We start from the raw sequence: 24479 nt of genomic DNA, 5'->3' as shown, positions 1-24479 counted from the left end.
AATAAACAAGAGTATTGCCAATAGCAAATTAGGTAGGATTAGTGAATAAGCTTGAAGAAAGCATAAAAAAGCAACCGAATTTGCTTTTTTATGCTTAGTAATTAGCTGAGTGCGGACCTATTAGCGCCCAAAACCGCCAAATCCTCCCATACCACCACCGGGAGGCATCATGCCTTTCATTGAACGCATCATTTTTTTCATGCCTCCTTTGCCCGACATTTTTTTCATCATTTTCTGCATTTGGGTAAATTGTTTCAGCAATTTATTCACGTCCTGAATCTGAGTACCAGAGCCAGCAGCAATACGGCGTTTACGTGAGCCTTTAATAATATCTGGGCGCTCTCGCTCCCCCGGGGTCATTGAATTAATGATAGCTTCCATTTGAACGGTAACTTTATCATCCATCTGGCCTTTGATTTGCTCCGACATATTCCCCATGCCTGGTAACTTATCGACTAGCCCCATCATGCCGCCCATGTTTTTCATCTGCACCAGCTGTTCACGAAAATCTTCTAAATCAAAGCCTTTACCTGATTTGACTTTTTTCGCTAATTTTTCTGCTTTTTTACGATCGACTTTTTGTTCCACTTCTTCGATCAGCGACAGGACATCTCCCATACCGAGAATTCGTGACGCAACACGGTCAGGATGAAACGGCTCAAGTGCTTCTATTTTTTCACCGACACCGAGGAATTTAATTGGTTTACCAGTAATATGACGAATAGATAATGCGGCACCACCACGGGCATCACCATCGGTCTTGGTCAAGATAACCCCAGTTAATGGTAAGGCATCATTAAATGCTTTCGCGGTATTTGCCGCATCTTGCCCGGTCATGGCATCAACGGTAAATAAAGTCTCGACTGGCGTTATTGCACTGTGTAAGGCTTTAATCTCGCCCATCATGTCTTCATCGATATGAAGGCGACCGGCGGTATCAACAATTAGCACATCAAAGAAGTGTTTTTTCGCATGATCAATAGCGCCATTGGCAATATCAATCGGCTTTTGTTTAATATCACTAGGGAAAAATTCGACGCCAACTTCACCAGCTAGAGTTTCTAGTTGCTTGATCGCCGCAGGACGATAAACATCAGCACTGACCACTAATACTTTTTTCTTCTCACGTTCTTTTAAAAACTTTGAAAGCTTAGCAACTGAAGTAGTTTTACCCGCCCCCTGTAAACCCGCCATTAAAATCACGGCCGGAGGTGTTGCTTTTAAATCTAATACTTCATTTACCTGCCCCATGGCAGATTCAAGTTCTTTTTGAACAATTTTAACGAACACTTGCCCTGGCGTCAGACTTTTTGAGACATCCTGCCCGACTGCGCTTTCTTTCACTTTCGCAATAAATTCGCGAATAACAGGTAAGGCAACATCCGCTTCTAACAGCGCCATGCGTACTTCACGCAAGGTATCTTTAATATTGTCTTCCGTTAATCGACCACGGCCACTGATATTTTTAAGCGTTTTAGTTAAACGATCGGATAGGTTTTCAAACATGCAAATACTCTAGTAATAGCGAATTAGAGAAAATTATTGCCATTATACGCGCAGGATAAATAAGCGAAAGCAATAAATATAATCTCTTAATATGGCAACGGTGCGGAAATTTTCAATAGCTTAGTTAAATTGTTGATATTTATTGTGCCAAATCATTACCCTAATCTAAATATATGGTAAACTGGCAAGCTCTATTCTTATAGTGATTTTAGTGTGGATATATTAACTCAACTCTTTGTTAATTTTATTGATTTATCAACTGAAGCCAGCCCCTGGCTATTACTCGGTTTAATCATAGCAGGTTTAATGAAAGCCTGGGTACCAACTCAAATATTGACTCATCATTTAGGGGAAGGAAAACTCGCGATTATTAAAGCTTCTTTAATTGGCGCACCATTACCTTTATGTTCTTGCGGCGTAATTCCTGTTGCAACAGAATTAAGACGTAGTGGCGCATCAGTACCGGCAACATCCTCTTTTTTGGTTGCGACACCTGAAACGGGCGTCGATTCCGTATCAGTTTCCTATGCCCTATTAGGCCCGGTATTAGCCATCTATCGTCCTATCACCGCAATAATATCTGCTATTATTACCGGATTAATTGTCGCAACCAGCAAAGTAGAGCATGTTGCCAAGAAAACAGTCAACAGTTGTTGTTCCAGTCAGGCCACCGAAACGCCATCAGTAAATAAAAGCTCATGTTGTGCCAACAAGCCAGTCGAAAAAACACCAAGCATTATTAATAAAACATTAAACGGACTACGCTATGCCGCAACCCAGTTAATCGATGATTTAATTATCTGGTTATTGATTGGTTTACTTTTTGCGACCTTAGTCAGAACATTTATTCCGGAAAGCTTTTTATTAAGCTATGGTAGTGGCTTACCGGCAATGTTATTAATGATAGCCATTTCAATTCCTATGTATATTTGCGCCACTGCTTCAACGCCAATCGCCGCAGGATTGATACTGGCAGGTTTGTCACCAGGAACCGCATTAGTATTTATGATGGCAGGCCCGGCAACCAATATTTCCACCCTTGGGGTCATAAAAAATGAACTGGGCGCCTCAGTATTATGGCGTTACTTAATAGGTATTGGGGCATGTGCGATTGCGTTTGGTTTATTGCTCGATTGGGGATTAAAATTTTATGCAATAGATTTTACCGAGCAGATGCAACATAGCCATGAACTTTTACCCTTTTGGTTCAGCCTAAGCTGCGCTGCTATTATTGGCTTATTGGCAATCAAGCGGGTAAGAGCATTGCTCATTAACAACAGTTAGCTTTCGTACTGGCGTCAGCGAGCTATTTTGATATATTGAACTAATTAGAAAATTAACTAACAAATTTGGAGTACTTTTTGGATTTTTCAAACATTGGAGCAGTGATCGCTTTTGTCAGTTATTTAATTGCGACGTTAGCAATTGTTTTTCGTCTTTTTCATCCTAAAGGCCCCAACATTGTCCTGGTATTAACCTTTGGTTGTATCGCTATTATTTTTCACACCTTAACTACCGGACAATATCTGTTAACAAATAATAGTATTGATTTTGCGTTACCCAATGTCATTTCTTTAGTGAGTTTAGTGATCACCCTAACGGTTACCGCTATAGCGCTGCGCTTCAAAGTCAATTTACTACTTCCTGTCGCTTACGGCTTTGCTGGCATTTGGCAGCTGCTTTCACTTTTTATTCCGCATGAACAACATACCCCTTTGGTTATCGAACAGCTCGCCGTTTTTAGTCATGTCGTAATCGCGTTGATTGCATATTGCATTTTGACCATCGCCACGCTTTATGCATTTCAAGTTGCTTATATTAATATGAAATTAAAGGATAAAAACTTAACCGCCGTCAGCCATTTACCCCCGTTAATGCAAGTTGAAAGTCAATTGTTCAATATTTTAGCCATCGGCACCTTTTGCTTATTTTTAAGCCAATTAATTGGGGTACTATTTTTAGATAATTTTCTTACGAAAGAGAACGCCCATAAAACTGTATTATCCCTGCTCGCCCTGCTTACTTACTTCACTATCTTATGGGGACATTATAAAAAAGGCTGGCGTGGTCATAGAACTTTAGTACTGACAATTAGTGCATCGATATTACTGACTCTGGCCTATTTTGGCAGCCGCTTTGTGAAAGAGTTTCTCTTATCGTAAATTTTAAGGTATAACTAGCATGACTTAGTGTTATTGAACACTAAGTTAATAATGATTAGTAACATAGGACCCCTTTTTTGGATAACATATCAACCAATATGTTGTTTACCATACTTGGTATACTCATATTAATTTCTGCCTACTTTTCAGGTTCTGAAACAGGCATGATGTCACTTAACCGTTATCGGTTACGTCATTTAGAAAAACAAAAGCATAAAGGCGCGAAACGTGTTGGTCGTTTACTCGAAAGACCTGACCGTCTAATAGGTTTGATACTAATAGGCAATAACTTGGTCAACATTGCTGCTTCAGCTATCGCTACTATTATAGGTATGCGTTTATTAGGTGACGTAGGTGTAGTATATGCAACTTTTATTCTTACCTTGGTAGTATTAATCTTTGCCGAAGTAACTCCGAAAACCTTGGCGGCGTTATATCCAGAAAAAGTGGCCTTTCCCAGCTCGATCATTTTAACCTTGCTATTAAAGCTGCTCTATCCATTCGTCGTCGCCGTCAACTGGATCACCAATGGTATTTTGCTGTTACTTGGAGTTAGTTCAAAGCAACGAGAACAGCACAGCTTAAGTTCAGAAGAATTACGCACCGTTGTTAATGAATCCGGTGCCTTACTGGCGGAAAAAGATCAAGATATGTTAGTCAGTATTCTAGATCTTGAAAAAGTCACCGTTGAAGACATTATGATCCCGCGCAGTGAACTGGTAGGGATTGATATCAATGATGACTGGAAGAAAATACAAAAACAGCTAACTCAGTCTACCCATACGCGAGTGCTGTTATACCGCGACAGTATCGATGATGTTGTCGGTTATTTTCATATGCGTGACGCCCTAAAATTACTCTCTAAAAACCAATTTACCAAGGCAACGCTGATCCGTGCGGTACGAGAATTGTACTTTATTCCTGAAGGCACGACTCTTAATGTCCAGCTATTAAAGTTCCAGCACGCCAAAGAAAGGTTAGGACTGGTAGTCGATGAATACGGCGATATTCAGGGCCTGGTGACCTTAGAAGACATCCTAGAAGAAATCGTCGGAGACTTCACCACCACGATGACGCCAGCAGCCTGTGACGAGGTCAATATCCAACCCGATGGTAGCTATCTGGTCGATGGCACGGCTACGATTCGAGATATCAATAAAGAAATGAACTGGAAGTTCCCCACCGACGGACCAAAAACCTTAAATGGCTTGATTCTGGAATATTTAGAAGATATTCCACAAGCCAATCTTAGCGTCAGAATTGCCGGGTATCCGCTGGAAATTGTCGACGTCAATGACAATATGATCAAAACCGTGCGTATTTTGCCCGAGTTTTACCAAAGCTTGGTTAAACACGACGAAAAAGAGTAATAACATGAGCTAAAATGCCGCGAGTATTTTAGCTTTTTCCTACAGCAGAAATATTCTTTATTAACTTTATTTACATTAAAACTCACAAAGTTATCCACAACTTTGCAATTGGTATTTATGTTTCCACAATTTCTGTGGATAACAATATCAAGACCAGTAAAACAACGCCTTTAGATTTTGCAAACTATTTTTGATAAAAAAATGAAGTTTTTTAGACATTTTTTTTAACCGTATGGCAGCCGTGCCTTTGCCGACTTTCTGCTTAAAATCCGTTGTTTTGGCAAGAAAAATGCTATTTGGCAATGTGGTTAAATTAAAACAAACTGTAATTGTGCAAAATTATTATCTAATAATTTCTTCGTACAAAAATAGCAAAAATTAACCTACATTTTATCATGAATTTGAACGGCTATTTTATTGATACTTACCGTTAAAATAATCAATATTTTTCGCCTATTTTTAACGATAATATTAGCTACGCTTAAAAGTTATCCAAAGACAGCTGAAAGTATAATGCTGCCTTGTTAGCCAAATAGTAAACGCCATAACCAGCTTTTATTTAAATCAGCCTCACAGCTTTTCAATTGGCTACTATATTTTCGTGCCCGACGATCAACTTTCCGGGAAACTTTCGTTAACCAAGCCTTTTTCTTATAGGTTTTTCGTTTAAATCCCCCCCAGCCTTCATGATAGTTTAAGTACTGGTTATAGGCGTCCCATTTTGAGACTTTATTAATACGATGAGTTTTATAAATAAACCAAGCCATAAAATCGATAGCATCATCGAAATCATCCCTATCCGCCCCTGAGTTATCGGTTTCTCGAATATAGTCTTCCCAAGTCATGGTTTTCGCTTGTGAATAACCATAAGCAGAACTAACCCTGCCCCAAGGAATAAAGCCCAGTAAATAATCACGTGGCGGCAGCGCATCCTCTTTAAATGAGCTTTCTTGATACATCATGCTTATAGGTACATGAATAGGCACCCCCCAGCGCGATCTCGCGTCTTTGGCAGCGAAATACCAATCTCTATGTTCACGAAAAATTTCACAAATATTTTCGGGGTTTTTAGGGGGAGGCGTTGCACAGCTAGCTAAAAACAATACGCTAACATAACAAATTACAAGACATTTTATCTTATACATAACATAAAGACAGGTTGAAAATCGATTAGCAATATAATGCCAGAAAGTTTTACTTTTTGGCACTTTTAACAAAAAAATAAAAAAGTTTAAAACTATTTGAACTTTTCTTAATTTAGCCGTTCTTACTTACAAGACTTTCATATGATGTTTCCCTTGGACATGTTTAGCGCGTTACTTAATTAAGTTAACGCGCTTTTTTTTGCATAATTTTTAGAGAACGATGGAACTTCTTCATAAACCTATACTCATAATATACGAGAGGTTTTTTATTTCCCTTAGTGTTTCATGTTTTACGCGCTCCCTTATTTAAGTGAGCGCGTTTTTTTATCAATTAGTTGGAACTAATTGTTTAACTACCACTCATACCATATGAGAGGTATTTTATTTCCCTTAGTGTTTCATGTTTTACGCGTTCCCTTATATAAGAGAACGCGTTTTTTTATTTGTTGAAAAAATTAAGAAACGAATGAAAATAAGTATTGAATATTTATCAATACCTTATGAATAAAAACTAAAATTTGTACAAAAAAATGAATTTATTTTGAATAAAAATTGAACTATCAAAAAAACCTGTGGTCATAACTTTTGAGAGCAAATACCTCCCTGGACTGCTTTCTTATTTGTTACAGCGCGTTGCCCTAACGCGCTTTTTTTTGCCTGAAATTTTTCTGCTACTGCAATAGCTAAACCGTGAAATAATCCGCTAAAAACTGTTCAAAACTTAACTGATCATTCATCTCAATTTCTCGCTGTTTCTGATGAGAAAGCTCCGCCTGATCAATAAAATATTGCTCGTTATAAAAACGGTAACCACTTGTGATTAATTGCTCACGATAGTGATTAGCCTGTGTTAATGCATAACCGGTTAAGCTTTCATTTTGCTCAACCACCATAGCAATTATTTGTGCTGATGGTGTTAAGTCAGGATCAGTTAACTTTTGCTGTTCAATAGCCAACGCCTTGACATAAGTGTCAGTTTGATACGCTTTATCCAATAACTCGGCAACTTGAGCCATTTGAGTAAATAATTCATTGCCCCATTGCGGCACCGACTTTAACTGGCCGTTATCCATTAATCTCAATTCTGGATCTCTACCGCGCACCACTACCTCTTCCATATTTTTCTGATAGCTGTTTTGTTTATCACAACATAATAACGGACTATCAGCTAAGACACAGAAGGTTAGAAAAATATCGAGAAAATGAATTTGCTGTAAGCTGATACCGGTATCAACAAACGGATTAACATCTAACGCCCGCACTTCAATATATTCCACACCTCTACTGGCAAGCGCCTCTGAAGGTTTCTCTCCAGACTGCGCCACCTGTTTCGGACGAATTGGTGCATATAATTCATTTTCTATTTGCAATACATTGCTATTAAGTTGTTGATATTTACCATTAACCTTGATACCTATCTTTTCAAACTTAGCAGATGACAAATTAATTGCTTCTCTGACCCCATCCAAATAACCGGGTAAATCGTTATAACAAATGTGCAATGAAGACTGTTCACTATTGGTATAACCTAAATCACTCATCCGTAAAGAAGTTGCGTATTCTAGGTACAAATAGCCGCTATCCGATTTTTTAAACGGTAGGTTAGTTGCTTTCCCCTGTAAAAATGATGAGCAAATAGCAGGAGAACTGCCATAAAGATAGGGGATCAACCAGGAGTAACGCTTATAGTTACGCAATAAAGCAAAATACTTAGCGGAAATAAATTGTTGTCGCTCATCCGTATTTTGATCTAGCTGTTGCAGTGTCCGCCAAAATTGCTGAGAAAAAGAGAAGTTAAAGTGAATACCGGCGATCACCTGCATCATACTGCCGTAACGGTTTTTTAACCCCTGACGATAGACAGTTTTCATAGTGCCAATATTTGACGAACCGTACTGCGCCAATTCGATTTTATCGTCGTCATCAACAAAGCATGGCATACTCATCGGCCAGATAAGCTCATTATCTATTTGTGACAAGGTAAACTTTTGAATGTCCCGTAATTGATCGATAGCTTGCTGAGCTGAATAACTGACCGGGGTGATAAATTCCAGTAAACACTCGGCATAATCTGTGGTGATATTTGCATGGGTTAATGCTGAACCTAAATTATGATAATGGCGATGAGTAGATAACTTACCTTCATTTAAGACTCTTAAGCCTTCCCTTTCGATACCTCGACCTATTCCTGTTAAAGACGTGAGGTGCTTATCTTCGCTAAATGCGTTGATATAGTGTTGAAAAGAATTTGTCAAAATGGTCCCTATAACATTGAGCCTTGGCTGATTTACTATCTGAGGGTAAATATCCACATTTCAATGTATCTTGTTATATTTAGTAAAATAATTAGTGAGAAAATTATTATAAAAATCTCCACATTACTTTTACTCGTTTTGCCAATAGACCGAGATCGCTTAAAATAACTTTCCACCAATATACTTTAAACGTTTACTCAAACTATTTGAATTAACACTAATTAACAATATCGGTTTGTAATCATAGCTACATCAGGTAAAGTTTAGCCAAACAATAATAAGAAGTAGAACCCATGCAAGATACTCCTCTTTCATTACTGCCCCCGATAGTTGCTATCGCTATTGCCATTTGGCGTAAAAATGCAATGCTGGCGCTATTATGCGGTATGGTACTGTGTTTTTTTATGGCAGCAAATTTTCAGCCAGTGGAAAGTGTAACAAACAGTGTGCTTGGTCTGCTCAATGTCTTCTCATCTCTCAGTAACCTCTATATTGTCTCTTTTAGCCTACTGATTGGTGCTCTGGTTACCTTAATGAATCAGTCAGGCGCAGTTAACGGTTTTATTGCCCTGCTCGCCCGACTCAATTTAGTAAAAAACTCCCGTCAAGCAGCCTTACTACCAACTATCGTTGGCACCAGTATTTTTACCGATACTAACCTCAGTATGTTTACGTCCGGTATGGCGAGTCAAAAACTCTTCGATCAACATAAACTTGGCCGGGCACGGTTGGCCTACTTGATAGACTCTACCTGTGCACCTATTAGTATTCTTTTTCTAATAAATGGCTGGGGTGCCTATGTGTTAGGCTTGCTCGATGGTTATGATTTCACCGACCCAGTCGGTATTTTAATCGGCACTATAGGCTATAACTTTTATGCCATTATTGCAGTAATGATGGCTTATTATACCGCATACAGTGGTAAAGTTTATGGCCCGATGAAAACAGATAACTCGATAATCAGCAGTGATAATAACCATCATGTTAACCATAGTGCTCCAGCAATAATCATGTGGCTGCCATTACTTGCCTTATTAGTGATGACGTTAAGCTTACTTTGGTTTACCGGCAATGGTGATTTACGCCGCGGTTCAGGATCGTTTTCCGTCTTTTGGGCAATAGTATCTGCATTGATACTATTAATTTGCTTAATCAAAGCCCAGCGACTGATGTCATTCAGAGAGATTTGCAAGCATAGCTTTAAAGGAATAAAGCATATGGCGCCAGCAGTAGCGATATTAGTGCTGTCCTTTGCTTTTGGTGATGCGATAAAAGAATTGGGCACCGGGATCTATGTCAGTCAACTGCTCAATGTTGAAGTGCCGCAGTATTTTATTGCACCGATCTTATTTTTAGCTGCCGCTTTTATGGCATTTGCCACAGGAACATCATGGGGCACTTTCGCAATTTTAGTACCTATCGCTGTGCCTATTGCTCAGCAAACTGGTTTACCGGTTGAGTTTTTAGTTGCTGCTGTTTTAGGTGGTGGTATATTCGGTGACCACGCATCCCCAATATCAGATACTACCGTAGTGGCTTCTATTGCCAGCGGTTGCGATCATTTTGAGCATGTAAAAACCCAATTACCTTATGCCTTGGTCGGCGCTGCATTAACAATGCTTATCTATCTACTTATTGGTTTATCACTGTAATGCTAGATATTGACATTATCGATCAACAACCAGACTTTTTAATAGCATATAAACCGGCTGGCTTAAGTTTTCACAGTGAGTCAGGTCAGCCTGGCTTATTCCAGCAAGTTAAAGCTTTGGCGTTAACACCAGAGCTTTATCCTGTGCATAGATTAGATAAAATGACATCAGGGCTGATCATTTTTGCTACCAATAAAAATAGCGCTACTGAGTTTCAGCAGCTATTCGAACAGCGGAATATTGAAAAATATTACCTTGCCATTAGCGATAAAAAGCCAAAAAAGAAACAAGGGCTGATCAAAGGAGATATGGAAAAGAGTCGACGCGGCATGTGGAAGTTATTGCGCAGTCAAACCAATCCAGCGATCAGCCAATTTTTTAGCTACTCACTCACTGAAGGCAAACGACTATTTATTATTAAACCTTATACCGGCAGAACTCACCAAATTAGAGTTGCACTTGCCAGTATCGGCTCGGCAATTCTTGGCGATAGTTACTACAGTAAAAGCTCATCAGACAGAGGTTATTTACACGCCTACGCCTTGCGGTTCACTATTGCAGACAAACAATATCAATATTTGAATTATCCGCATCAAGGACAGGAGTTTACCAGTAAAGCATGCCAAGAATTGCTCTCGACTACATTAGCAGCCCCTTGGCAACTTATCTGGCCTGAACTAAAGTTTTAGCAAGTTGGTTGGTAATAAAGCTTTGCAGAATGTTATATTTTCTTAACCCCTCTCTATTGGTAAATATCAAACGCCTCTTGTGACTTAATAAAATTGGCGCTCGCCAATTGCCGAGCACAGCCTTAATACAAGCCAAAAAACGCAACGTTTTTTAAAATAAAGGCCCCTACTAATCAACCAGAAGGTTCGATAAACAATAGTGCTTATCTGTCATCTAGGATAAGCGGCCTATTTTGCTTTGAAAATAGTCTAAAAAGATACGAGTTTTCGCTGGAATATTGCGATTTTGATACATTAAAGTTAATTGTTGCGCGACCAAATGATGTTTCAAATTCACAGGTCGTAATAAGGTATTATTTTTACCAATATAATCCGGCAGCTTAATCATACCGATCCCACGTTGACAGGCCTCAACCCGCATTTCAGGACTAGAAAGTACCATCACCTGCTTTGGCGTAACGACCTTAAATTCATCCGCTACTCGAAACAGCCACTGTTCTTGTTCACTGGAAAAAATTGCACTTTGCAGACTAATATCCGCTATTTCATTGAACAGCGGAAGTTTGCTCGCTTGTGCAATATAAATAGACTGTGGAAAACTAAGCAAAGTTCTACCGATCCAGTTAGAACTTGGTAATGCTTGTTCATGCAAGACAAACACTAAATCATACTGGTAATCGACTGGCGGCTGACTTTGAGAATAATGATGACAATGAATTTCGATCTCTGGGTAGCTTATCGCAAAATCAGTGATCAATGAGCTGATCACTTTATTAAAAAATTCAAGCGGTAATAATAAATTTAGCTTGCCTTTGACCACAGAAATCGCATTAGTCACTAATGTCTGTGCATCAGTTAACGCATCGATATGAGGTTTACAGTTATTATAAAGTAAGCGCCCACTTTCGGTTAATACTTGGTTTCTAGTAGTACGATTCAACAATTGAGTGCCTAATTGCTGCTCCAATAATGCCAACCGTCGGCTCAGTTTTGATTTTGGTAATCCCAGATGTTGTGCCGCTTTGGTAATCGATCCTTGCTCCACTATGGCGGTAAAAAACAAATAATGCTCTATTGCACCAATCATTTTCATTGTCCTATTTATAAAACAATCAATTGCATTTAACCCTACTAATCAAATCAATGCAACTACTCTACACTGACCCAAATTGAGAACATTAGTATTAATAGTAGGAGAACATATGACACAAGTTAGTGAAGTAACATCTGATAACTTTTCTGAACAAGTATTGGCCCATCAAGGGAAGGTACTAGTAGATTTTTATGCTCCTTGGTGTGGCCCTTGCAAAATGATCGCACCTGTAGTCGAACAAATCGCAGAGCAGCACCAAGAAATTAAAGTAGTGAAAATAGATTCTGATCAAGCCCAAGAATTAATGGCTCAGTATGGTATTCGCGGCATCCCAACCTTATTACTCCTCAATAATGGGGAGTTAGTTGACCGAAAAGTTGGTGCCGCATCTGTTAAACAAGTCAGCGAATTTGTTACTCAATGATTAATAGAAGGCTTGTAGGCGATTACTGGAATAATCGCCTACAAGCTAATGATACTTCGCATACCGCCACTTTCTATTACCAAACCACCTGAAGCTTTTAACGGCTCAAATAAACGTTCATTAGAATTAAATCTTTGCATAGCGGCCCTATCAATTTTGACATCGTTAAAATTAATCTCTGCCAAATACTCCCGCTTTAGAAAAAAATATTTATTTCTCGCCAATTCACATGATGGCAAAGGTTGTTGTTTAGTTATCGCTTGTTTCAACGCTTTAGCTTCATTAATTACATTATCAACATGCAAATTTTCATGTTGATACATAAACTCTGAAAACTCTTGCCACCATTCTTTGGTTTTAGTTGATAGGCTATCTACATCTCGCCACTGGGGCAATGAAACATCGGCAACAACTTTCATGCTGCTCACCGAAATCAAACAGCCACTTTCAAGCGTTTTAAAATGATATTCTGTCACTATCTCCCATGCAGCTTTTGCCCATAGCTTTTTACCGGTTGCCATACTTGGACCATTTTCTTTGACACTCTGACGAAGTTCCTCGATGTTTTTTCCTGATACTTGGTAATAGGTAATATCGAGCTCCTTCCCGATTTCTATCTCCGCATAGGCAAGCTGACAGTTAGCAAACAAGCAGATGAATATTAATAAAGACTTCATTTACTAACACACGCTATAACGAATGAATAAACACGACAGCAATGGCGGTAGGACAAACAAATTTGGTATACCAAGGCCAAATCTTCCAAAACAAGCCGTTTTCAATATTATCGTTACCTTGCTGTAATTCCTTCAATATTTCACTGCGATGCCAGATCCAGCCAACAAAAACACAACATAACATGGCAATAATCGGTTGGCCGTATTCAGTTGCCAGCGTTGCAACTAACCCTAACATCATATCTAAATTAGTAATAATTAATGCACTCATTAGAAAAATCACTACACCAATTATCGTTGTCGCTTTAGTACGTTCTACCTGATGACGTTCAACCACATAAGACACCGGCCCTTCTAACATTGAAATAGAAGAAGTTAATGCCGCAACCGACATCAAAATAAAGAAAATAAAGGCGACAAATAAACCAATACTGCCCATAGTATCGAACAAACTCGGCAATACAGTAAACACCAAACCAGAACCAGAAATTAAACTGCCATCTTCTGCAAATATAGCCACTCCTTGTGCCTGTGCCACATACATCGCAGGAATAATTAATAATCCAGCTAAAAAAGCAATGGAAACATCAATTAATGTCACTTGTGCGCCTAATGACACTAAGTTTTCTTCTTTTGAAATATAAGAACCGTAAATCACCATAACACTGGTACCTAGTGACAAGGAAAAGAACGCCTGCCCCATGGCACTAATCAATAAATCAGGCTCTAATACTCGAGAAATATCAGGATTCAAATAGGCATTTAACCCGTCGCTTGCACCGTCAAGGGTAAAAACATAAGCAATCAAAATAACTAACAAAACGATCAATAACGGCATTAAGCGCTTGGACCATTTTTCGATGCCATCTTCAACACCACGGCGAATGACAAATACCGTTAAAAACATAAAAATCGCTGCAAAACATATATTACGGGCAAATGACTGTGCTACTACCCAATTTGCCGCATCATTAACCGCAGCAAGTTGTAAAACCGGTTCCACGGCATATGACACCATCCAGCCAGCGAGAATTCCATAAAAACTCAAAATTAACGCCGCACATATCACCCCACCAAAACCAACAAAAAACGCGAAACGCTTATGAAATGTGGTTCGGGACATTTTTTGTAGTGAGGTCACTGCATTAGCTTGACCATAACGACCAATTAACAGCTCAGCCATAAACGCTGGATAAGCCAAACAGAATGCTAGCACGAGGTAAACCAAGACAAATGCAGCACCACCATTACTTGCTGTTTGTGTTGGAAAACCCCAAATATTTCCTAAACCAACAGCGGAACCTGCTGCCGCCATAATAAACCCAATACGTGAGCTGAACTCACCTCTAGAAGCTGCCATTAAAAATCATCTTTGTTATTATAAATATCCCCCTAATTTACTTAATCTAACGCAAGAAAAACAGCATTTTTCTGTCACAGGATTTGTTTATTGGTTTCATTAAGTCAAATATTTGTAAACATCCGATTACCTATTTGCTCACTTTATCAGCAATATCCTTATTCAATTTCATTGCCAGTAGTAACCCTTGCCACGAATAAGTACAATTAGCAGTAACTTAAATAGTTAACCTGAAGATATGCAAAAATCATTAATCACAGTGGTATTATTTACTTATTTTGTTTTAACTCCCAGAGTATTTGCCAATAGCATCATATTTTATGGCAGCCATTCAGGTAGTTATCAAACTGAAATACTGCAGCATGCACTGTCATATTTACCGGAAAAACATTATCAAATTGTTAATTTTAGTGGTCAAATACCAAAACAACGGGCATTTGATTTTATGAATGCTCACCAAGAGCTCGATGTCATATTCGGTGGTGCCACCATAAATAGAGAACAACAAGGTTTAGCTATTCGCATTCCATTACTAAAAGGACTCAATGGCTGGCGGCTCCCTTTAGTACATAAAAAAACTCCTGAAATATTCAAAAACATTAATACTTTAGCTCAATTTAAACAACTAGTTCCTGGGCAGTTTCATAGCTGGAGTGATACAAAAGTATTGGAAAGCAACGGTATTAGGGTTGAAAAAGGCAGTGATTTTGAAGGCTTATTTTTAATGTTAGCGAAACAACGCTTCGATTATTTTCCACGCTCAATTTTAGAAGTGTTTCGAGAACTGAATGCCAGAGAAAATCTAGATATCACAATCGATAATTCAGTACTGATATACTACCCGACCGCGTATTATTTTTATGTCGCACACGACAACGAACAGTTGGCGCAAGATATTACTACAGGGTTGGAACAAGCAATTGCCGATGGCAGTTTTGACGCTATATTCACCAAGCATTTTAGCCAACCAATAGAGCAGATATCTGCCATCAAGCGCAAGGTATTCTTTCTGAACAACCCTTACTTACCTGAAAAAACACCGTTATCTCGTAAGGAGTTATGGCTGCATTTTCCAGCGAAAAGCGAAATAATCCAATAAAAAGCCAACCTCCCCAATAAGCGATGAAAGCTCATTGAGGATAATAAAGCGGATTAACTAAGATTTAATCTCTAAAGTTAGTAAACTGAAATGACTGCTCGAGCTCTGCTTCTTTCACTAATCGCATTACCGCCTGTAGATCATCACGCTTTTTACCGGTTACACGCACTTGCTCTCCCTGAATTGCCGCCTGTACTTTAAGCTTGCTATCTTTGATCAATTTCACAATTTTTTTCGCGACCGGCTGTTCAATGCCTTCCTTAAAATTGATCGTTGCCGAGCAGTTACGTCCAGAAAACTCAGGATCACCAACCGACATGGCCTTGGCATCAATTTTTCGTTTAGTCAGTTGAGAGCGTAACATATCCACTAACTGTTTAACCTGGAAATCCCCTTCCGCTTTAACAATTACATTAGGCTTTTTCCATTCAAAGCTCGCTGCTACTCCTCGAAAATCAAAGCGGGTATCAAGTTCCCGGCTCGCGTTATCCGCTGCATTGCGCACTTCTTCCAAATTTATTTCTGAAACAATATCCATTGAAGGCATAACTGTATCTCTCTGTTAATATTTTGCTGCATCATAGCAAAAAGTGCCGCAATTAAAAATCTTTGTCCGATGAACTCGCTAACACAGGACAAGGCGTATTATCATTGATATTATTCATCTATAAATACTATTAAAAGCGTACGAGCAAAAGGCTAACTTTTTGAATATTGTTATTGTTGGACAAGGAGCTATTGGTTTATTGTGGTATCATAAACTTAGTCTCAATCCCGAACATCAAATATCATTGCAGTGTTCTGCTCGCAGTCAGCCTATCCCAGAAAATCTAAGTTTTACCGATACTCACGGCAAAGTGCAGACAAAAATAGTATCAGCAAATAACAAAGATCTGAGCAATGCCGACATCATATTATTTTGTTTAAAAGCCTACAGCTATCAACAAGCATTTAATCAATACTTACCTTTTATTCAACAAGAGACGCCTGTGATCTTATGTCATAACGGCATATTGGCTGAAAATGAGATACCAAAAGATCATCTCTTACTAAGCTTATTAACCACTCATGGCAGCAAACGAATCAAAGCATTTAGCGTTGAGCATACAGGTATTGGGGTTAATGATTTAGGTATCATTCAAGGGAAAATATCAAACAGCCAAATTGAGTTGCTCACAGACGTTCTAAATCAAGCGTTACCTGAAACGGTTTGGCACGAAGATATTAATGCTAAGCAATGGCGTAAACTGGCAGTTAACTGCGTCATTAATCCACTAACCGCAATAAATAACTGCGATAACGGCGTACTTACCTCGGCAGCATTTCAACCGAAAATAAAAGCAATTTTACTGGAAGTAATAGCCGTTGCTAAACACTTTAAGCTGAACTTTGATATAAATGAACTCACTTCATTAGTACTCTCTGTCGCCCAGCAAACAGCCACTAATTGTTCTTCAATGCGCAGCGATATCTTAAATGGCAGAAAAACTGAAATCGCACAGATAAACGGCTTTATTGTACAACAAGGCGCCAACTTAAATATAGCCACCCCGATAAACAGCGAATTAACTCACGCAGTTAACGCATTAGCGAAAGATAATAAACGCGACTCGAGTATCTAACATTACTTTCAAGATAATCTAAGGACGATAGACTTTGGCATTTTTAAAGCCATTATCAATTAAATACAGCGCCTGTAACTTACTCATCACCCCTTGATCGCAGTAAAGTAAATATTCTTTCGACTGATCGAGATCACCAAACTGAGTTGCCAGCTTATAAAAAGGTAAATGTTTCACTTCCACCCCATCAAGCTCTAAAGGGTTTTCATCTTCTTCTTCCGGGCTACGAATATCCAATACCACAGCATTGTCTGGAATATCAGCGACTTCATCTACCGCATGAATTTCTTGTTCTGCAGCATCACCAATATCACGAATATCAAAGATGCGCGTATTTTCAACCACCTGCTCTAAAATGCTAAAATCAAAGTTCGCTTCTTCTGCTTCAATTTTTGATAATACCGCTTTCACCGTTGGCTTTTTAGAAATAACGCCACAGTATTCAGGAATGGTTTTAGAAAAATCTTCGGTGCCAATTTTTCGAGCTATATCGATAATATCTTGCTTATCATAGGCAGCTAACGGACGAAGAATTAATGTTTCGGTTACGCGGTCAATCACATTTAAATTAGTTAACGTTTGGCTTGAAACCTGCCCTAACGCTTCACCTGTAACTAATGCTTGAATACCTCGTTTTTCAGCAATTTGGGCAGCGGCACGCATCATCATACGTTTTAATACTACCCCCATTTGACCATTATCAATTTTGTCTAAAATTTCTGCCACTACTGGCTCAAAATCAACAGCAAAAAACTTGATCCGATGCGAAGCACCAAACTTATTCCATAAATAATAGCTGACTTCTTTTACCCCAACTTCATGGGCTGAACCACCAAGATTAAAGAAGCAAAAATGGGTACGGGCACCTTTTTTGATCATTTGAAAGCTAGAAACTGCTGAATCAAAACCACCCGACATTAACGACAAGACATCTTCTTGAGTCGCAATAGGGAAGCCACCTAAGCCTTGATATTTATCCGTAACAATAAACAAGTCATTACGTTTTACTTCCAAATTAACCGTCACCTGTGGCTTACGCAGCTGAACCTTGGCACTTTCCACTGCCTGGTTTAAGCCACCACCAACATATTGTTCAATTTGTAATGAAGTAAATTCATGTTCACCCGTGCGCTTAACGCGAACACAAAAAGTTTTGTTTTCAATGGTTTTAGCGTGAACTGCTAAGGTTTTTTCATAAATATCGTGCAGATCAGTAAAGTCTGTGCGCTGCACTTCAATAAACATCGCCACACCAGGAATACACTGCAATGTTTCGATCAATTGCTGACGATTTTTTTCATCGGTATTTTTGCTGTTAACTTCAATGCTATCCCAGTTAATTTTCGTCGTTACCTGCTCATCGACCCGACGTAAGACATTTTTGATATTAGATTCTAAAATCTTAGTAAAACGTTTACGTACAGGGCGACTTTTTATTGCAATTTCAGCTTGTAACTTAACAATGAACTTCATAAAAATACCGAATAATAAGTGAGCATAAAATAATTGGCGCGCATTATACCCTATGGCCTGATAGCTGTATAACAAAAAAGGATCTCTTGTGAGATCCTTTTTTGTTATACCAAGTTGACGCATATTTTAGTCAACGCAGGGGGATGCTAGCGGTGAGATAATCATTAATTGCTATGTGTTAACGACTAATTACTTTTGCTAATTGTCACTTTTAATAATCGAATACGGCTCAGTTTCTTTTGCCTTGCCCTGATTAATCGCAATTTCAACTCGTCGATTACGGCGACGATTTAGCGCATTAGTATTCGGTACTAGTGGCCGTGCATCTGCGTGTCCAGCAACAATCATGCGACTTTGATCAAAGTCTGGCACTTTAACTAACTCATGTGCAATAGCCACTGCACGCTTGCTTGACAAATCCCAGTTTGAAGTAAATAACTCAGAGGCTATCCCTTGATTATCAGTATGACCGGAAACCATGATCTCACCCGGAACAGTTTTCAGCAGCTCGCCGATTTCCTGAATGATAGGACGAAATTTCGGTTGCAAAAACGCAGAACCTGATGGAAATGAACCATTTTCCCGAATACGAATGATCACCTGCTGACCTAAGGCTTCTAATTCAATCGCTCCATCCTGAATTTGCTGTTCCAGCTGCTCGGCAATTTTCTTCACCAGCTCATTCACTTGCTCCTGCGACGCTTGCTCTAACTCATCTTTTGCTTTTTGCGCAGCCTGAGCCGACATTTGATCCGCAGTACTTTGCGACTGACCACCACGTTCAGTACCCCGCTGTTCCTGCCGGCCACCCGCTGAAGTTTCGTCCCCCGCCTGAAATTCCAACATTTGCTGAGTCATTTCTACCGTTTGTTGCTGGATCACCTCAATCGGTGTTGGTTCTGGCTTACCCGGCCTAAATTCCTGTGCAATAATGCTAGTGCCTTTAGGAATATCTTTCACTTCAATTTTATTCTGTACACCAAAAGCAAACTTCATTGAACCGGCAATCTGTTTAAACTTTAAGACATCCATCTCGGAAAACGACAGCAATAATACGAAAAAGCACATCAACAGTGACATTAAATCGGCAAACGTCCCCATCCAAGGTGGTAACCCGGGAGGAGGACATTTACACTCTGGAGGATTTGCCATAATAGCCTCTTTTACTCTTCATTCGTATCTATGGTGCGCTTACCTTCTGCCAGATAATTTTTCAGCAATCCTTCAATGACTCTAGGATTCTGTCCATCCTGAATACCAAGTACCGCATCTAAGATCAATTCCTGATTAAGCTTTTCTTCCGCCATGCGAATTTTTAGTTTATTAGCAATCGGAATGGCGATAACATTGGCTAAAAATGCACCATAAAGTGTCGTTAAAAGGGCTACCGCCATAGCTGGACCAATCGCTTTAGGATCATCCATATTAGAAAGCATAGCCACTAATCCAATCAAAGTACCTATCATTCCCATTGCTGGTGCAACATCTGCTAACGCAGATAACATGCCAATTCCAGTTTCATGGCGTTCAGTAGTTAATTGAATGTCTTTTTGCAAGGTACCACGCACCACATCAGCATCATGACCATCCACTAACATATCAACACCTTTTTGCATAAAGGCATTGGATATTTCTGCTTCTTCTAATGCTAAAAAGCCCCCTTTACGAGCGGCATCCGCCATTTCAACTGATTTTTCAATTAACTCTTCCGGCTGTTCAATTTTAAACATAAAGGCTTTAGCGATAATTTTACCTATGCCGAAAAACTGCCCCATATTATAATTTGCCAAGACAATAAAAGTTGAACCACAAAATACGATAAGAATAGACTGGGTATCAACAAACATGTTGATATCGCCACCTAAGACCATGGCCATTACGATAAAACCAATAGCTCCTAAAATTCCCAGTAGCGTAGCTAAATCCACATATGCCTCCAAATAAACTTGCTAAATCAACAGCCCATTTGATAATACCCTAAGGTTCATTGATAGGCGAACACAAATACTGATGTTTTTAATCACAGTTACTGGTAAATGATAAAAAGAAACATAGGTATTTGCTAATTGTTATATCTTTATTATCGCCCATATTGTCAATAACTTAAGCCAATAAAAAGAATATTTTTATTTAGCTATCAATATAACCATCATTGACCAATGATGCCAGCTAAGGTAACTTGCGCATAAATTTCAAAATACTGGCTGTGTCACTTAAATAAAGTAACACGCGCTAATGTGCAGAGTATCTGATAATGCCGCGTAAAAAGATTGAAAACTTAAGCTTTGAAGAGTCGCTTGGTGAGCTCGAAACCATAGTGCAAAAGCTCGAACAGGGAGAATTAAGCCTGGAAGACTCAATGGCATTATTCGAGCGAGGGCTTAATTTAAGCAAAGTCAGCCAGGAAAAATTAAAAGATGCTGAGCAACGTATTCAAATTTTAATGAATAATAATGGCGAGCAAAGTTTAGTAGACTTCACTGAGGAAGAGAAATAACCAAGGTGGAGCTATTAACAGATCTTAACGGTATTCAAACCAGAACCGATCAATACTTAATTACTAAACTTGACAGTTTAGCGGTAAATGATGAAAAGCTATTAGCTGCAATGCGTTATGGTTTATTAATTGGCGGCAAGCGAATGCGTCCTTACCTGGCTCATATCACAGGTCAAAGTTTAGGGGTAAGCGCAACAGATATTGACGGGATAGCTGCAGCAATCGAATGTATCCATGCCTACTCGCTACTTCATGATGACCTCCCTGCGATGGATGATGATGATTTACGTCGAGGTCAGCCGACCTGCCATAAAGCTTATGATGAAGCAACGGCGATTTTAGCTGGTGACAGTTTACAAACTTTAGCTTTTGATATTTTAGCAAATCATCCATTCTCACCTGCGGTAGCTGAAAAACGGATAACACTGATCCAGCAACTAGTAAAAGCCAGTGGTTATCAGGGAATGTGTGGCGGACAAGCGTTAGATTTAGCCGCTACCGGCGAGCAAATCTCGCTCAGCCAACTGGAACAGCTACATGCATTAAAAACCGGAGCCTTACTAGAAGCGTCCGTTTTAATGGCTGCCGAATGTGCTCACAACATTAGCACCGAAGAAAAACAAGCACTGGCAACGTTTGCCCAACGAGTTGGCTTAGCCTATCAGGTACGCGATGATATTATCGACATCACTTCCAGCGAAGAAGAACTTGGCAAACCAGCAGGTTCAGATGTTAATGCCAATAAAAGTACCTACCCTGCACTACTAGGATTAACAGGCGCGCAACAAAAAGCAGACGACTTATATCAACAAGCACTTCAAGCTTTAGCCTCTTTGCCTTACAATACACAGAATTTGTCGGAATTTGCGACCTTTATCATCGAACGTACCAGCTAGGTACTGAATAATAATTATGACTACAAACCTTGATCATTATCCTCTGTTGGCTGGCATCAATAGTCCTGCGGATTTACGCCAGCTTGAACAAAGCCAGTTAGCACAAGCCAGTGAAGAGCTGCGCCGCTATCTATTGAATTCCGTCAGTAAAAGTAGCGGCCATTTCGCTTCAGGGTTAGGTACCATTGAATTAACCGTTGCATTGCATTATGTCTACAACACTCCTTTTGATCACTTGATCTGGGATGTCGGTCACCAGGCTTATCCACATAAAATTCTCACCGGCCGTCGCGATCAGTTACACACTATTCGACAAAAAGATGGCTTGCATCCGTTTCCTTGGCGTGAAGAAAGTGAATATGATGTCTTAAGTGTTGGCCACTCCAGTACATCAATTTCTGCCGCGCTAGGTTTAGCGGTTGCTGCGGAAAAAGAAGGTAAGAGCCGAAAAACGGTTGCCGTTATCGGTGATGGCGCCATGACGGCAGGCATGGCATTTGAAGCATTAAATCACGCTGGTGATATTCATAAAGACATGCTGGTGATATTAAACGATAACGAAATGTCGATCTCCGAAAATGTTGGCGCGCTAAATAACCACCTGGCAAAAATGTTATCCGGCTCACTATACACAGGAATACGCGAAGGCAGTAAGCGCATTTTAAAAAACCTGCCGCCAATTAAAGAGTTGGCAAGTCGCGCTGAAGAGCACCTAAAAGGCATGGTCGTGCCCAGTACGTTCTTTGAAGAACTCGGCTTTAATTATATCGGTCCTATCGATGGCCATGATGTCAACGGCCTAGTAGATACCATCAGTAATATGCGTAATCTAAAAGGGCCACAATTGCTGCACATCGCAACAAAAAAAGGTAAAGGCTACCAGGCGGCTGAGCAAGATCCAATCAAGTATCATGCAGTACCAAAATTTGATCCAACGGAAACAAATTTACCAAAAAGCAAACCTAGCGTACCAACTTATTCACAAATCTTTGGTGACTGGTTATGCAAAACTGCGGAAGTTGATGACAAGCTAGTTGCCATTACTCCGGCAATGCGAGAAGGATCGGGCATGGTAGAATTTAGTCAGCGCTTTCCGGAAAAATACCATGATGTTGCCATTGCCGAACAACATGCAGTGACCTTTGCCGCCGGCCTGGCTATTGGTGAACAAAAGCCGGTAGTTGCTATCTATTCCAGCTTTTTACAACGCGGTTATGATCAGTTTATTCACGATGTCGCGATTCAGAATTTACCAGTGTTATTTGCGATTGACCGAGCTGGTATTGTTGGTGCTGATGGACCAACGCATCAAGGTTCATTTGATTTAAGCTTTATGCGCTGTATTCCAAATATTACAATTATGGCGCCAGCAGATGAACGTGAGTGTCAGTTAATGCTTACTACTGGCCATCAGATGAATTCGCCAGCGGCAGTGCGTTACCCAAGAGGCAACGGCATCGGTGTTGAACTGCCAGAGATCAATGAGACTATCGAAATAGGCAAAGGCCGCGTTATTGAACAAGGCGCAAATATCGCCATTTTAAATTTTGGTACTACCTTGGCCCAGGCAACAACAGTCGCTAAAGAACTTGAAGCGACATTAGTTGATATGCGTTTTGTTAAACCATTAGATCACGCCCTAATTGATCAGCTAGTTAAAAGCCACCAGTATTTAATCACTGTAGAAGACAATGCCATCGCCGGTGGCGCAGGTTCTGCAGTAAACGAATACGTGCTCAGCCAGGGACTTGCGGTTAAAATTCTCAATATCGGCTTGCCAGACTGCTTTATCAAACACGGTACCCAAGCTGAAATTCATAGTGAATTAGGACTTGACGCTCAAGGCATCAAAGAGAAAATCAACAACTTTATCAAGTAAAATTTACCTCACTGGTTGGTCACTACAGTTAGAATCTTCTTTCACCGCTTTTGATTTTGTCGAAGCAAAAGCAGTTAAAGACGATGACTTAGGACAATTGAGTATTCCTAAATGGCAAGCTAACTTCACCACTACCTATACTGAAGGAAACTTCAGTGCAAGTTGGACTTATAAATTTAAGCAAGGAGGCAAATTGAATTTGGACGTCTCGGATGAATATTATGATTCGCAAAACCCGGGTAACTCAAATATTCACAACCTACGTGCTAGCTACAACTTATCAGAACAAGCCAATTTATATGTTGGTATAAATAACATCACTAACCACACAGGTTTAGACCATTGGACAACTAACTATGGCACCAGAAATGGTTGGGGTATTTTAGGTCGCAATTATTATGCTGGCTTTATATATAACTTTTAAGTTGTATACCGCTTATTAATGACACTAAAGGGTAAACTATTCGTTTACCCTTTTTTATTATCCGCGCTTTATTATCGTCATCTAACTCCCGCAATTACAATTAAATTAGCCAACAATCCCATTTACTATCGTTGAAATTTCTACCACTTACCTAAGCATAAACCTGTAACTTGTTCTTAACAGAGCGACTATTTTTTAAACCCCAATAATTTATAATAAGCTAGATTTCGCTGGTGTTTTATTGCTATAACAAGCT

Annotated in this window: 22 protein-coding genes; 12 read left to right on the top strand and 10 right to left on the bottom strand. The window is 39.5% G+C overall.

Features of this window, described 5'->3' with window-relative positions; all coding sequences use genetic code 11:
* Positions 1–120: 120 nt before the first annotated feature.
* Positions 121–1506 carry a signal recognition particle protein gene (gene ffh / locus QQK06_RS13225; RefSeq protein WP_284245193.1) on the bottom strand — a complete coding sequence of 462 codons (1386 nt, stop codon included), beginning with the start codon at positions 1504–1506 and terminating at the stop codon, positions 121–123.
* Between the two features lie 213 nt (positions 1507–1719).
* Between ffh and QQK06_RS13220 the strand changes: the two genes are divergently transcribed.
* From QQK06_RS13220 to QQK06_RS13210, 3 genes are all read left to right on the top strand, one after another.
* On the top strand, positions 1720–2790 hold the full coding sequence (locus tag QQK06_RS13220) for an SO_0444 family Cu/Zn efflux transporter (protein ID WP_284245192.1): 1071 nt from the start codon (positions 1720–1722) through the stop codon (positions 2788–2790).
* A 77-nt stretch (positions 2791–2867) separates the two neighbouring features.
* A complete protein-coding gene (locus QQK06_RS13215) occupies positions 2868–3668 on the top strand; it encodes a cytochrome C assembly family protein (RefSeq protein ID WP_284245190.1) in 801 nt (266 codons plus the stop codon).
* A gap of 77 nt (positions 3669–3745) precedes the next feature.
* Positions 3746–5038 (top strand): HlyC/CorC family transporter, encoded by a 1293-nt coding sequence (locus QQK06_RS13210; RefSeq protein WP_284245189.1) that lies wholly within the window; start codon positions 3746–3748, stop codon positions 5036–5038.
* 524 nt (positions 5039–5562) lie between these two features.
* Here the strand turns inward: QQK06_RS13210 and QQK06_RS13205 are convergent.
* On the bottom strand, positions 5563–6183 hold the full coding sequence (locus QQK06_RS13205) for a transglycosylase SLT domain-containing protein (protein ID WP_284245188.1): 621 nt from the start codon (positions 6181–6183) through the stop codon (positions 5563–5565).
* Positions 6184–6866: 683 nt separating this feature from the next.
* Entirely contained in the window at positions 6867–8438 is a 1572-nt protein-coding gene (gshA, locus tag QQK06_RS13200; protein WP_284245187.1) for a glutamate--cysteine ligase, read from the bottom strand.
* A 293-nt stretch (positions 8439–8731) separates the two neighbouring features.
* Between gshA and QQK06_RS13195 the strand changes: the two genes are divergently transcribed.
* The gene (locus tag QQK06_RS13195; RefSeq protein ID WP_284245186.1) at positions 8732–10090 is read left to right on the top strand and encodes a Na+/H+ antiporter NhaC family protein; all 1359 of its coding nucleotides are present in this window, start codon (positions 8732–8734) and stop codon (positions 10088–10090) included.
* Positions 10090–10779 (top strand): TIGR01621 family pseudouridine synthase, encoded by a 690-nt coding sequence (locus QQK06_RS13190; RefSeq protein ID WP_284245185.1) that lies wholly within the window; start codon positions 10090–10092, stop codon positions 10777–10779. Before QQK06_RS13195 ends, QQK06_RS13190 begins: the two co-directional genes overlap by 1 nt.
* A 214-nt stretch (positions 10780–10993) precedes the next feature.
* On the opposite strand, the gene QQK06_RS13185 is transcribed toward QQK06_RS13190, so the two are convergent.
* Positions 10994–11866 carry a LysR family transcriptional regulator gene (locus QQK06_RS13185; protein ID WP_284245184.1) on the bottom strand — a complete coding sequence of 291 codons (873 nt, stop codon included), beginning with the start codon at positions 11864–11866 and terminating at the stop codon, positions 10994–10996.
* A gap of 115 nt (positions 11867–11981) precedes the next feature.
* On the opposite strand from QQK06_RS13185, the gene trxA reads away from it, so the two are divergent.
* Positions 11982–12296, top strand: coding sequence for a thioredoxin (gene trxA, locus QQK06_RS13180; protein ID WP_284245183.1), 315 nt, complete (start codon positions 11982–11984; stop codon positions 12294–12296).
* Positions 12297–12334: 38 nt separating this feature from the next.
* Here the strand turns inward: trxA and QQK06_RS13175 are convergent, their stop codons facing one another.
* Together QQK06_RS13175 and QQK06_RS13170 are read right to left on the bottom strand one after the other, a co-directional pair.
* Positions 12335–12973, bottom strand: a complete 639-nt coding sequence (locus QQK06_RS13175; protein ID WP_284245182.1) for a DUF922 domain-containing protein — start codon at positions 12971–12973, stop codon at positions 12335–12337.
* Positions 12974–12986: 13 nt separating this feature from the next.
* A complete protein-coding gene (locus tag QQK06_RS13170; protein ID WP_284245181.1) occupies positions 12987–14333 on the bottom strand; it encodes a sodium-dependent transporter in 1347 nt (448 codons plus the stop codon).
* Between the two features lie 238 nt (positions 14334–14571).
* On the opposite strand from QQK06_RS13170, the gene QQK06_RS13165 reads away from it, so the two are divergent.
* Positions 14572–15432 (top strand): substrate-binding periplasmic protein, encoded by an 861-nt coding sequence (locus QQK06_RS13165; RefSeq protein ID WP_284245180.1) that lies wholly within the window; start codon positions 14572–14574, stop codon positions 15430–15432.
* A 64-nt stretch (positions 15433–15496) separates the two neighbouring features.
* Here QQK06_RS13165 and QQK06_RS13160 read toward each other — a convergent pair whose 3' ends face one another.
* Entirely contained in the window at positions 15497–15979 is a 483-nt protein-coding gene (locus tag QQK06_RS13160) for a YajQ family cyclic di-GMP-binding protein (protein WP_284245179.1), read from the bottom strand.
* Between the two features lie 160 nt (positions 15980–16139).
* On the opposite strand from QQK06_RS13160, the gene QQK06_RS13155 reads away from it, so the two are divergent.
* Entirely contained in the window at positions 16140–17054 is a 915-nt protein-coding gene (locus QQK06_RS13155) for a ketopantoate reductase family protein (protein ID WP_284245178.1), read from the top strand.
* Between the two features lie 18 nt (positions 17055–17072).
* Here QQK06_RS13155 and thiI read toward each other — a convergent pair whose 3' ends face one another.
* The 3 genes from thiI to pomA all read right to left on the bottom strand — a co-directional run bounded on the left by thiI (position 17073) and on the right by pomA (position 20455).
* Positions 17073–18527 carry a tRNA uracil 4-sulfurtransferase ThiI gene (thiI, locus tag QQK06_RS13150; RefSeq protein ID WP_284245177.1) on the bottom strand — a complete coding sequence of 485 codons (1455 nt, stop codon included), beginning with the start codon at positions 18525–18527 and terminating at the stop codon, positions 17073–17075.
* Positions 18528–18725: 198 nt separating this feature from the next.
* On the bottom strand, positions 18726–19679 hold the full coding sequence (locus tag QQK06_RS13145; RefSeq protein ID WP_284245176.1) for a flagellar motor protein MotB: 954 nt from the start codon (positions 19677–19679) through the stop codon (positions 18726–18728).
* 11 nt (positions 19680–19690) lie between these two features.
* Positions 19691–20455 (bottom strand): flagellar motor protein PomA, encoded by a 765-nt coding sequence (gene pomA / locus QQK06_RS13140; protein ID WP_284245175.1) that lies wholly within the window; start codon positions 20453–20455, stop codon positions 19691–19693.
* A gap of 326 nt (positions 20456–20781) precedes the next feature.
* Between pomA and xseB the strand changes: the two genes are divergently transcribed.
* Genes xseB through QQK06_RS13120 form a run of 4 tightly spaced genes read left to right on the top strand, consistent with a single transcriptional unit; the run spans position 20782 to position 24223 of the window.
* On the top strand, positions 20782–21024 hold the full coding sequence (gene xseB / locus QQK06_RS13135; protein ID WP_284245174.1) for an exodeoxyribonuclease VII small subunit: 243 nt from the start codon (positions 20782–20784) through the stop codon (positions 21022–21024).
* A 5-nt stretch (positions 21025–21029) separates the two neighbouring features.
* Positions 21030–21920, top strand: coding sequence for a (2E,6E)-farnesyl diphosphate synthase (ispA, locus tag QQK06_RS13130; RefSeq protein ID WP_284245173.1), 891 nt, complete (start codon positions 21030–21032; stop codon positions 21918–21920).
* A 16-nt stretch (positions 21921–21936) separates the two neighbouring features.
* A complete protein-coding gene (dxs, locus tag QQK06_RS13125) occupies positions 21937–23799 on the top strand; it encodes a 1-deoxy-D-xylulose-5-phosphate synthase (RefSeq protein WP_284245172.1) in 1863 nt (620 codons plus the stop codon).
* Positions 23753–24223, top strand: coding sequence for a TonB-dependent receptor domain-containing protein (locus QQK06_RS13120; protein WP_284245171.1), 471 nt, complete (start codon positions 23753–23755; stop codon positions 24221–24223). Before dxs ends, QQK06_RS13120 begins: the two co-directional genes overlap by 47 nt.
* Positions 24224–24479 lie beyond the last annotated feature (256 nt).

Origin of the sequence: Thalassotalea insulae (genome assembly GCF_030161395.1) — a bacterium.
Classification (GTDB): domain Bacteria; phylum Pseudomonadota; class Gammaproteobacteria; order Enterobacterales; family Alteromonadaceae; genus Thalassotalea_E; species Thalassotalea_E insulae.
This window is presented reverse-complemented; position numbering and strand designations above follow the sequence as displayed.